14 protein-coding genes are annotated in these 10,818 nt (G+C 37.3%); 10 read left to right on the top strand and 4 right to left on the bottom strand.

Annotated elements, in window-relative coordinates; translation table 11 throughout:
* Nucleotides 1–162: 162 nt before the first annotated feature.
* From gatC to ACOVQ4_RS00960, 4 genes are all read right to left on the bottom strand, one after another.
* Nucleotides 163–450, bottom strand: a complete 288-nt coding sequence (gene gatC / locus ACOVQ4_RS00975) for an Asp-tRNA(Asn)/Glu-tRNA(Gln) amidotransferase subunit GatC (RefSeq protein ID WP_095166508.1) — start codon at nt 448–450, stop codon at nt 163–165.
* A 26-nt stretch (nt 451–476) separates the two neighbouring features.
* The gene (locus ACOVQ4_RS00970) at nt 477–665 is read right to left on the bottom strand and encodes a hypothetical protein (RefSeq protein ID WP_095166510.1); all 189 of its coding nucleotides are present in this window, start codon (nt 663–665) and stop codon (nt 477–479) included.
* A 379-nt stretch (nt 666–1,044) separates the two neighbouring features.
* Nucleotides 1,045–2,541, bottom strand: coding sequence for a glutamate--tRNA ligase (gene gltX / locus ACOVQ4_RS00965; protein WP_421818807.1), 1,497 nt, complete (start codon nt 2,539–2,541; stop codon nt 1,045–1,047).
* 287 nt (nt 2,542–2,828) lie between these two features.
* On the bottom strand, nt 2,829–3,200 hold the full coding sequence (locus tag ACOVQ4_RS00960) for a RidA family protein (RefSeq protein WP_166578602.1): 372 nt from the start codon (nt 3,198–3,200) through the stop codon (nt 2,829–2,831).
* Between the two features lie 301 nt (nt 3,201–3,501).
* Between ACOVQ4_RS00960 and ACOVQ4_RS00955 the strand changes: the two genes are divergently transcribed.
* The 10 genes from ACOVQ4_RS00955 (at nt 3,502) to ACOVQ4_RS00910 (ending at nt 10,730) form a co-directional block, all read left to right on the top strand.
* Nucleotides 3,502–3,891, top strand: a complete 390-nt coding sequence (locus ACOVQ4_RS00955) for a VOC family protein (protein WP_095166516.1) — start codon at nt 3,502–3,504, stop codon at nt 3,889–3,891.
* Entirely contained in the window at nt 3,881–4,765 is an 885-nt protein-coding gene (locus tag ACOVQ4_RS00950) for a DMT family transporter (RefSeq protein ID WP_421818806.1), read from the top strand. The genes ACOVQ4_RS00955 and ACOVQ4_RS00950 overlap by 11 nt, the downstream gene beginning before the upstream one ends.
* A gap of 12 nt (nt 4,766–4,777) precedes the next feature.
* Nucleotides 4,778–5,599 carry a DUF3298 domain-containing protein gene (locus tag ACOVQ4_RS00945; protein WP_421818805.1) on the top strand — a complete coding sequence of 274 codons (822 nt, stop codon included), beginning with the start codon at nt 4,778–4,780 and terminating at the stop codon, nt 5,597–5,599.
* A gap of 308 nt (nt 5,600–5,907) precedes the next feature.
* The gene (locus ACOVQ4_RS00940) at nt 5,908–6,240 is read left to right on the top strand and encodes a tRNA-binding protein (protein WP_421818804.1); all 333 of its coding nucleotides are present in this window, start codon (nt 5,908–5,910) and stop codon (nt 6,238–6,240) included.
* A gap of 127 nt (nt 6,241–6,367) precedes the next feature.
* A complete protein-coding gene (locus ACOVQ4_RS00935; RefSeq protein WP_421818803.1) occupies nt 6,368–6,697 on the top strand; it encodes a hypothetical protein in 330 nt (109 codons plus the stop codon).
* Nucleotides 6,698–6,700: 3 nt separating this feature from the next.
* Entirely contained in the window at nt 6,701–7,138 is a 438-nt protein-coding gene (locus ACOVQ4_RS00930) for an HYC_CC_PP family protein (protein ID WP_421818802.1), read from the top strand.
* 87 nt (nt 7,139–7,225) lie between these two features.
* Nucleotides 7,226–9,481, top strand: a complete 2,256-nt coding sequence (locus tag ACOVQ4_RS00925; protein WP_421818801.1) for a TonB-dependent receptor — start codon at nt 7,226–7,228, stop codon at nt 9,479–9,481.
* A 45-nt stretch (nt 9,482–9,526) separates the two neighbouring features.
* Nucleotides 9,527–9,766, top strand: coding sequence for a heavy metal-binding domain-containing protein (locus ACOVQ4_RS00920; RefSeq protein WP_421818800.1), 240 nt, complete (start codon nt 9,527–9,529; stop codon nt 9,764–9,766).
* Nucleotides 9,767–9,849: 83 nt separating this feature from the next.
* Nucleotides 9,850–10,191, top strand: a complete 342-nt coding sequence (locus ACOVQ4_RS00915) for a heavy-metal-associated domain-containing protein (protein WP_095166532.1) — start codon at nt 9,850–9,852, stop codon at nt 10,189–10,191.
* 101 nt (nt 10,192–10,292) lie between these two features.
* A complete protein-coding gene (locus ACOVQ4_RS00910; RefSeq protein WP_421818799.1) occupies nt 10,293–10,730 on the top strand; it encodes an SRPBCC family protein in 438 nt (145 codons plus the stop codon).
* The last annotated feature ends 88 nt before the right edge of the window (nt 10,731–10,818 follow it).

Raw genomic sequence — 10,818 nt, 5'->3', positions numbered from 1 at the left:
TGATTGCGTATTAAGCCATTCATTTTTAGTACAATATCAAAAAAGCTGTCGAAAAGTAATTTTCGACAGCTTTTTTGATATTGTAATTTTTAGACGAAATAGATTGTATCTCTACCAACAGTTTGTTGAAATAAACAATCACTCATTCGCTAAATCACTAAATCATTCCATTACTTTCGGAACTCTAAAATACTCACCATCTTGTTTTGGTGCGTTTTTCAAACCTTGTTCACGAGAGATATTTGGAATTACTTTATCTTCACGCAAAGCATTTACCTCAAGGCTCATGTGCGTCAAAGGTTTTACGTCTGCCGTGTCAATCTCATTGAGTTCTTCCATCCATGTCAATACCGAATTGAGCGAACCCATCATTTCATCTTCAGCAGATGCGGGCATTTCGAGTCTTGCCAAATGAGCAATTTTTTGTAAAGCTTCTTTGTCGATTTTCATCAGAAAATAATTTAGTTAACAGAATCTCATTTCTCTAAATCATCACGACCTCTCAACTTTTTATCATCCATGTGTTTATTCAAAAACTCATTGATTTTATTGATGTCAACAGTTCGATTGATTTCTCCGAAAGAGTTGATTGTTATATCGAATCCAGCAAGTTCGTCATGAACTTTCGGGAGTTCATTTTTTGTATTGTCTTTTTTCTTTGCCATAACGTAGTTTAGAAATTTTGAGGTGAGAAAATAATTACTCAAATACTTCTCAAAGGTCTAAATTAATCACTTAATCATTGATTTACTAATTTATCTTTGATAGAAAAGTTAGTGAAAATTTCAGGTGAAAAAACATTACTTAAGTAATCGTGCAGAATAAGATTTAAGTTATGTGCTTAAGTACTGGGCAACAGGCACAAGGCAAAGAGTGATAAAATGTTTTTAATAAACACAGACACACTTTTTTCCAAAGCCCACCGCCGAAAGCCCTTACCAGAAAGCCTTAAGCACACTCTTATTTTTTATTTTGCGTACTAACTTACCTCCAAATTCAAAAATACTAAGCTTCGTATCAATTCAAGCTTTGTTGAGTAGCAAATTACAAGGTAGTTAATGCGGTATCAAGACGTTGAATAACGGCATCTTTACCGATAATCTCCATCAAAAGCATTAGGTCAGGACCTGCACCTGCGCCTGTAACAGCCACACGAAGCGCCTGCATCACTTTACCCATTTTGATACCTAGTTTTTCTAACTCTGCCGATAAAGTATGCTTGATTTCGTCGGCTACGAAGTTTTCTAAAGCTGGCAATGCCTCTTTAAAAGCAGTGATAGCCTTTTTAGCATCGTCATTCCATTTTGAAGCAATAACCGCTTGGTCATAGCTTGTAGGTGCTATAAAAAGCGCATTAGCTTCAGAAACAATTTGCTGAGGGAATGTTACACGCTCTTTAAACAAATGAACGATTTTTACAGCTTTATCGCTTTCAAATTCTGTCAAGTATTGAGCAGCTAAAGCCTCGTCCGTTTGTTGACGCAAATATTGCTCGTTATACCATTTGGCTTTATTGATGTCAAATTTAGCACCCGATTTATTGATACGCTCCAAAGAGAAAGCTTGAGTCAATTCTTCCAGACTGAAAATTTCTTGTTCGGTACCCGGGTTCCAGCCCAAGAAGGCCAAGAAGTTGATTAGCGCTTCTTTCAAATAACCTTCTTCTCTAAAACCAATTGATTTTATTCCTTCTGGATTCGTCCATTCCAATGGGAATATTGGGAAACCGCCCATTTCTGCATCACGTTTTGATAATTTGCCATTACCTTCGGGCTTTAACAATAACGGAAGGTGAGCAAATTGAGGCATGGTGTTTTCCCAACCAAAAGCACGATACAACATCACGTGCAATGGTGCTGAAGGTAACCATTCTTCCCCACGAATTACATGAGAGATATTCATCAAATGGTCGTCTACTACGTTGGCCAAGTGGTAGGTTGGCAAACCGTCAGACTTCATCAAAACTTTATCGTCGATGGTCGAAGAGTGAACGTGTACCCAATCACGGATTAAATCCTTGAAGCGGATTTCTTCTTTGGCAGGTACTTTCAAACGAATAACATAAGGTTCGCCAGCCTCGATTTTTGCTTTTACCTCTTCTTCCGATAAAGTCAAAGAGTTTTTTAGGCGAGTACGAGTTACGGCATTGTATTGAAAAGCCGAACCTTGGCTTTCGAAGGTAGCACGCATCGCATCTAATTCTTCTGAAGTATCAAACGCATAGTACGCTTTGCCAGCATCCAACAAGATTTGGGCATGTTCTTGATAAATAGCCGAACGCTCAGATTGGCGATATGGCTCGTGTGGCCCGCCTACACCAACGCCTTCATCAATCTTGATTCCTAACCATTGCAAGGAATCAATGATGTATTGCTCAGCGCCAGCAACAAAGCGGTTTTGATCTGTATCTTCAATACGGAGCAACATTTTGCCCCCTAATTTTTTAGCTAATAAATAATTATACAGTGCTGTTCTTACTCCACCAATATGCAAAGGCCCCGTAGGACTAGGAGCAAATCGAACTCTTACTTCTTGACTCATTATCTCTTGGTTTTATTCAGACTGCAAAGATAATTGAGATTTATGTGATTATTGTACGGAAAAAGAAAAATAGCAGAGAAAGAGAGGAATCCAGAAAAATCTATCAACTAGCAGGACTGTTTCGGATTTGTGATTTTGGATAGGGGTGATTATTATTCAAACTAAACAATGACACAACCTATCCAAAATGAAATATTTAATATCGGTGCTTTCACAATTTTCGATTACTCCCGTTACATGTGGATGGATCGAGCTATGAAAGCCGAAAGCTGATATCCGAATGCCAACTAGGCTACAGCAATACAAGAAATCTCAACATTTACATCTTTCGGCAAACGAGCTACTTCAACTGTTTCACGAGCAGGAGGATTAACCGTAAAATAGCTACCATATACTTCGTTAATCAAAGCAAAATTGTTCATGTCTTTGACAAAAATTGAGCATTTCACTACGTTTTCAAAAGTCATACCTGCTGCTTCAAGAATTGCCTTGAGGTTTTCCATCACTTGTTTGGTCTCTTCTTGGATGCTTGCACCTGCCTCTACCAATGCCAAGGCGATTTGACCAGATACATATAACGTACCGTTTGATAGAACTGCTTGTGAATAAGGACCGATTGCCGCTGGCGCTTTTTCTGTGAAAATTATTTGCTTACTCATGGATAGTTTAATACGTTTGTTAACGGAAAAAATGATTTTGCTCGCAAGATACAAAGTTTGATTCTTTATCAGGAAGGAAATTCTGATTATGTTCAATTGCCTTTCTTTTGTCATTGGTTTCTATTTGTTTTAGGGAACAGGCAACAGGCACAAGGCAAAGGGTAATAACCACAGCCATGCTTTTTACAAAGCCCACTGCCGAAAGCTGACACCTGAAAGCCTAAAACACAAAAGTTAAATCTTATTCTGCACGATTACTTAACTTAAAATCATTGGTCTTTTATCTAAACTATCTCCCATTATGTTACCAATCAATCATATTCATCATATTGCCATTATTTGTAGTAATTACGAGGTTTCGAAAAAATTTTATACCGAAATCATGGGTTTTGAGATTCTACAAGAGGTTTATCGTGAACACAGAGATTCGTATAAATTAGACTTGAAAGTGAATGGGTTATATCAAATAGAACTTTTCTCTTTTCCTAATCCTCCAGCACGACCGTCACGCCCCGAAGCAGCAGGTCTGCGTCATATTGCTTTCGAAACTGACGATGTGAAACTTGTACATCAATTAATTACCCAAAAAGGGGTCGAATGCGAGCCTGTTCGTATCGACGAAACTACTGGCAAAGAGTTTTTCTTTTTTGCTGACCCTGATGGATTACCCATAGAGTTTTATGAAAAATAAAGGTGTTCAATATATGCTAATGTCCTCTTTATGTTTTGCCATAATGAGCGCCATAGCAAAAGTATTGGGCAAAGTATTCCCTTCGGTCGAACTAGTGTTTTTCCGAAATATTGTAGGATTAATTTTTATTATTTCCTCCATCATCAAACGACCTTTACAACAAGTAGGAGGGCGGTTTGGTCTTTTGACTTTACGAGGTATTATGGGGACGATTTCTCTGTACACCTTGTTTTATTGCATTACCCATATTGGTCTGGCGCAAACGAGCACTTACGGACAAGCATTTCCGATATTCCTTGCTATTTTTTCTTATTTCTTAACCAACGACGAACGTCTCAATCGAAAGCAATGGGGGGCCGTTGGACTAGGATTTGTCGGAATTTTACTGATATTCAAACCCGATGTACGAATTCCCATTCAGCATCATTTGGCAGGATTAAATTATGCAATTTTTACAGCATTATCTTTCCTATCAATCCGTGAACTCAAACGATCTTATGATACTCGCTCGGTGGTCATGTCATTTATGCTTACAGGTGTTGTGGCGAGTGTGATATCTATGATTCTGGGCGAATGGATTACTGACCATCGTTGGGATTTTATGATAGGAAAATTTGTAATGCCACAAGGTATGCAATGGTTCTGGGTGTTGCTTATGGGGCTTTTAGCAATGGGCGTACAAATTTTTAATACCTTGGCTTTAGGCGCTGAAAAAGCAGGAATTGTAGGAGTCGTAAGTTACAGTAGCATCGTTTTCGCTATGATTCTTGGTACAATTTTGGGTGATAAATTACCAGATACCATTACCATTCTGGGCATAATTTGCATTATTGTCTCTGGTATTTATATTTCCATCAAAAAGGATTCAAAATAAAAAAATATACCCATGAAAAAAGTCTTAATTGGATTAGTAGTAGTAATGACAAGTTTGGCAAGTTGTAAAAAGTCCGGCAATGCCTTCGAAACTGCAACGAGCGATACATTAACGTATGAAATAAAAAGGTTTGAAAAAAAGAGTGATAACTGTGTAAAAGAAGATTCAATATGTGCAACGGTTCGTTTTGAATATCCCTATTTTAAGATTGAAAGCTTAGACCAACAAATTCAAAAGGATTTAATTGCAATTTTTCAAGATAGTTCAGATACAACGATGGTTCCTGCTAAAAAAGTAGAAGACTTAGCTGAGCCTTTCATCAAAGAATATGCACAAACGCTTACCGAAGGAAAAAATTACGCCGAAGATGCCAATGAGAAAAACCCTGGAGGCTTTTTTGTAATGCCTTGGATAGAGGAGGCAAGTATGCAAGTAGACCGTCAAACGGTTAAGTATTTGATGCTCAAGGCGAATACCAACTGGTTTAAAGGCGGTGCGCACCCTATCAGTATGGAATATTATTTTGTGTATAATAAAGAAACATGGAAAAGAGTGAAGCTGGAAGACTTGTTTGAAAAGGGATTTGACCAAAAATTACTAGCAATAGCAGAGAAACAGTTTCGAATCAATGAAAAACTAAAGCCTAACGAGCCACTGGATGACCTACACGGCTATTTTTTCGAAAATGCTAAATTTATTCTAAATGATAATTTTACATTAACCCCAACAGGGATTAAATTTCTATATAATGTGTACGAAATAAAGGCGTATGCATTTGGTGTGACCGAGCTCGAAATTCCTTTTGAGGATTTGAAAGATATTTTGAAGAAATAAACAAAAAAGAGGCAAAATCAAATGAAATTGCCTCTTGATAATTTAAGATTTAAGTGAATTTTGTGTAAAAATTAACTATTAATTTGCATAGGGTAAGGTAAACGTGTACATCTGTAACCCATAATTTTTATGATTTAATTGTGACTAGTGTAGAATATTTGTGATAAGCTATAAATCAAATGTTTCTGTTTGATTTTTGTGTAGTATTATGTAACAAATGTAAGCTTTTAGTAGTGGAAGGTCTTGACCGTTTACTCAATCATCGACCGTTTACGCATTTTTTTAACAAGAATCAAGACAATTATTTTATGATTACATGGCAAGATTTTGAAAAGGTAGATATCCGAGTAGGTACTATTGTTGAGGTATTGGATTTTCCGAAGGCCAAAAAGCCTGCCTATCAGCTAAAAGTAGATTTGGGCGAAGAAATAGGTATAAAAAAGTCTTCTGCTCAAATTACGAAGCTCTATACCAAGGAGGAGCTTATCGGCAAACAGGTGATTTGTGTGGTCAATTTCCCTCCTCGACAAATTGCGAATTTTGTTTCGGAAGTCCTCGTCACAGGATTTGAGCAAAGCGAAGGTGAGGTTGTGCTTACTACAGTTGAAAGAAAAGTACCCAATGGAGCGAGGTTATTTTAGATAACTTTTTATAATTTAAAGGGTTAACAAATATTAACGTTTGAAACTTTTTTTCGAATCGAGAAGTTTAGTAAATTGCAGCATTATTTATAGTCTCGTTCTTTTTAGCCTTGATAACCTTCTCAAAATGAAAATATCTATTTACAATAAATATTTACTTCTCACAATGCTACTAGCCGTTTGGGTAAGTGGCAGTGGCTTTGGTTTGGTCGAGCCTACTACAGTTCTTGAAAACCGTAGGCATCAAACGGAAATGAAGGCAGATTCGAGTCGTAACTTAGAAAAGTTGAAGTTGGGCACGGATGATGGCAAAACTAAGAAGAATAGTAATAACACTCAGGATTCTGACGCTGAAGAAACTGATAAAAAAGTTACCGACTCACTTATTCAATGGATAGCAAATAGCTTGCGAATCGTATTTATTGATTTTATCAACGCATTATTTCACTTAAAATAATTCATGAAGCTTTTCTTCTCACGCATATTTTGCCTGTTTTTGGCTCTGCAAGTGCTACTTTCTAGCGCTGGCTTTGCTATGAATGAGCACTATTGCAAAATCAGAGGAGAAAAAGTTTGGTCCTTCAAGAAAGTACGTTCTTGTTGCACAAGCAAACCCAAGTCTCAAGAACCTTCTAAAACAGCTTCTATAAAAAAAGATAAATGCTGTGCGGATAAGGTATTTCATGCAAAAGTCAGTACTGAGTCTGGTCAATTCTCACCATCTCTCGATTCTGTAGATTTTGCTTCTTTGGTTTGGCAATGCCAGCTACCTTCGATGTGGGTTTTCCGCAATGAGATTTTACCATTCGAAACATCCTCTGTTTTATATTATCACTCCCCAGCGCCGCCACTCAGCGGGCGCGATATCCTTGTAAATATTCAGTCTTTCTTAATTTGAGAAATACCTTTGACTTTGTGTCTTAGGACTTTAGGTTGTATTGGTATATACAGCCTCTATTTTATTTTCTCCATTAATTAAGATATTATGAAAACTGTAGATAATGGGCTAGTTGCTAGACTTTTACTAGTAGTCCTTTTGTTATTTATTCCTCTTTTTTCTTTTCAAATTTTAGCTCAAACCCAGATTAAAGGTGCTGTATATGAGCAAAAAAATAACGCTACACTTGAGCCCTTGATAGGCGCCTCTGTTCGTTGGGCCAATGCAAAATCGGGTGTTTTGACCGACGCCGAAGGGAACTTTTCTATTGCTAAACAACCAGAAAATCACCAGTTGATTATCAGCTTTGTCGGTTATAAAACTGATACGTTAATGGTACACACCAATGGATTTGTGAAAGTTATCTTGCAAGTGGCTGGACAGTTGGGCGAAATTACCGTTACTTCTTCTCCAACCAATATTGATCGTTTGAATCCTATTCAAACCGAATTTATCAATACCAAAACTTTAGCCAAGGCAGCCTGTTGTAATTTATCCGAAAGCTTTGAGACAAACGCTTCTGTATCTGTTAGTTATGCTGATGCCATTACTGGATCAAAGCAGATTCAGATGTTAGGACTTTCGGGCAATTATGTGCAAACCAATGTTGAAAATATTCCGAATGTGCGTGGGTTGGCCACTACTTTTGGTTTGAACTATATCCCAGGCACGTGGATTTCTTCGATTGATGTTTCGAAAGGGGCAAGTTCGGTTGTAAATGGCTATGAATCAATGACTGGAGGTTTGAATGTAGAGCTCCAAAAACCTGATGATTCTGATAAATTGTATGTAAATACGTATGTCAATTCTTTTGGTCGTGGCGAGTTGAATATCAATACCACTCGTAAATTGAATGATAAATGGTCGGTAGGTTTGTTGACTCATGGTTCGGGTCAAAGTATTTCGATAGATCAAAACAATGATACGTTTAGAGATATGCCGTTATTCGGTTTGGCTACGGCGCTCAATCGCTGGAAATATCAATCTGAGCGTATGATGGCACAATTTGGCATAAAAGGTTTGTATGAAAATAGAACAGGCGGTCAAAATGCGGCTGATTTTGTGAATAAACCTTATTACGAGTTTGGTAATAAAACCAAAAGGGTAGAGGCATTTGCAAAGATTGCGGCACTTTTTCCCGAAAAACCTTACAAAGGATTGGGCTTTATTATGAATGCCTCCGTACATGATGCCAATGCGTATTTTGGACTGACATCTCGGAGTTATACAGGATTGCAGAAGACTTTTTACAGTAATTTGATTTATCAAAATATCATCAACAATACCAATCATACCTACAAAATAGGGGCAAGTTTTATTGCAGACTCCTATCGTGAAAGCTATTTAGATTCTGCTTTTCACCGCAATGAAATAGTGCCAGGTGTGTTTGGTGAGTATACTTATGTGATTCCTGAAAAATTTACCTTGGTATTGGGTGGACGTATAGATTTTCATAATCTTTATGGCAATCGTTTTACTCCAAGAATTCATGCCAAATATGATTTGTCGAGCAATACACACTTGCGCGCAAGCGCAGGCAAAGGCTGGAGAATGCCCAATGCTATAGCCGAAAACTTTGCGATGCTGGTTAACGCCAGACAATTATTGGTACTGGATCAAATTCGCCCTGAAGAATCCTGGAATTATGGTGCAAGTATTAGTCATGACTTCAAAATAGGTACACGTAATGCCAATTTGACCTTAGACTATTATCGTACCGATTTTAATAATCAGTTGATTGTAGATATGGAATCGGCGTATTTTATCAAGTTTTATAACCAAAGAGGCAAAAGCTTTTCCAATAGTTTTCAGGCAGAGCTGAATTATTCTCCCATCAAGCGCATGGATGTAAAATTGGCCTATCGTTTATTTGACGTAAAAAGTGATATTATTACTAGTTCAGGAGAATTGGCCTTGTTGCCAAAAATGTTTGTGAACCGTGATAGAATCCTCCTAAACGTAGGATATGCCACTAAATTTGATAAATGGAAGTTTGACTTTACTTGGCAATGGAACGGCAAACGTCGCATTCCAGATGCAAGCCACGAATTTGTTTTGACTAATGGGGCACAACCCGTAGAAGCTCCAGCTTTTTCAAATATTAATGCCCAAGTTACCCGAGGCTTTTACCGTTGGGAGCTGTATGTTGGTGGAGAAAACCTCACAGGATTTCGACAAAAGAATCCAATTATGGGGGCTAATAATCCATTCGATAGACATTTTGATGCTTCTATGGTGTGGGGGCCTATCACGGGCAGAATGGTGTATGTAGGGATGCGCTGGAAAATTCCTTCGAAGGTCTAGTTTAAAATTAAAATTATTCATAAACTCAATTTAAAAATCAAACTCATGAAAAAACTATTGGTATTCGCGTTGCTTGCCACAGGATTGGCATCATGCGGGCAAAAAGAAGCGGCAAAAGAAGAAACTAAAACCGAAGCTGTAGCAGCAGATTCGACTCAGCACGCCGAAGCCCATAGCGACAGTACAAAGGCCTACCGTTGTCCAATGAAGTGTGAAGGAGAAAAAACATACGCGCAGGCTGGAAAATGTCCTTCTTGTGGTATGGATTTAGCTGAGGTTAAATAAGTCAAAATGATAGGTTGAGAAGGTAGTATCGTTCTCAACTTATCCATTTTAATTGTTATTTTTAATTCTAAATATACATCAACATGAAAAAGCTAGCAATTATGTGGGTATTGATACTCACGACATTTTTATCATTTGCAGATAATCCATCTACTGTAAAAATCAAGACCTCGGCTATCTGTGAAATGTGCAAGGAACGTATCGAGAAACGCCTAGCGTTTACGAAGGGCGTAAAGGATGTGAATCTAAACTTGGATGATAAAGTAGTTTCGGTGACTTATAATCCTAAAAAAACCAATGTGGAGGCACTCAAAAAAGTAATAACCGAGACGGGTTACGATGCCGACGATGTACAAAAAAATGAGGAGGCTCATAGCAAACTTCCAAGCTGTTGCCAAAAAACAAGCAAGGGCATGAAACACTAAAGGGGTGTTTGGTGAAAGCTAAGCAATTTTGTTTAAACTTTTAGGTTGAAAGAAGGTTATTCAAGAAAAGCAAAGAATACAATAGCTTGCTTTTCGGTTGTATGAATATCTTTTTAAAAACTCCAGTAGAACAAAGTATCCAAGAAGTGTGGGAGGGTTTTGATGAAAAACTTTTTAAGGCTTTGGCACCACCTTTTCCCCCTTTTCGAGTGTTGCGATTTGACGGATGTGTAACTGGCGATAAAGTTGGCATTGAGTTAGATTTTATCTTTTTCAAACAAAACTGGGAATCGGATATTGTCGAACATCAAAAAACGGAGGAAGAGTACTTTTTTGTAGATAAGGGAACAAAGTTGCCATTTTTTTTAAGTAGTTGGCAACATAAGCATCGGATTGTTAGGGTGCATACTCAGACGTACATAATTGATGATATAAAATATAATACACCAAATATAATTTTGGATTTTTTGATTTATCCAGTTTTATATCTTCAATTTTTATACAGAAAACCAATTTATAAAAGATACTTCAAAACATAAATTTGTTACTCAAAATCCTAAAACAGAATCCACTCTATTTGCAAAGAGTGGATTTTTTGCTTTATTTCGTTAATTCAAAATCCACTAA

Source organism: Flectobacillus sp. (assembly GCF_049240685.1).
GTDB lineage: Bacteria > Bacteroidota > Bacteroidia > Cytophagales > Spirosomataceae > Flectobacillus.
This window is presented reverse-complemented; position numbering and strand designations above follow the sequence as displayed.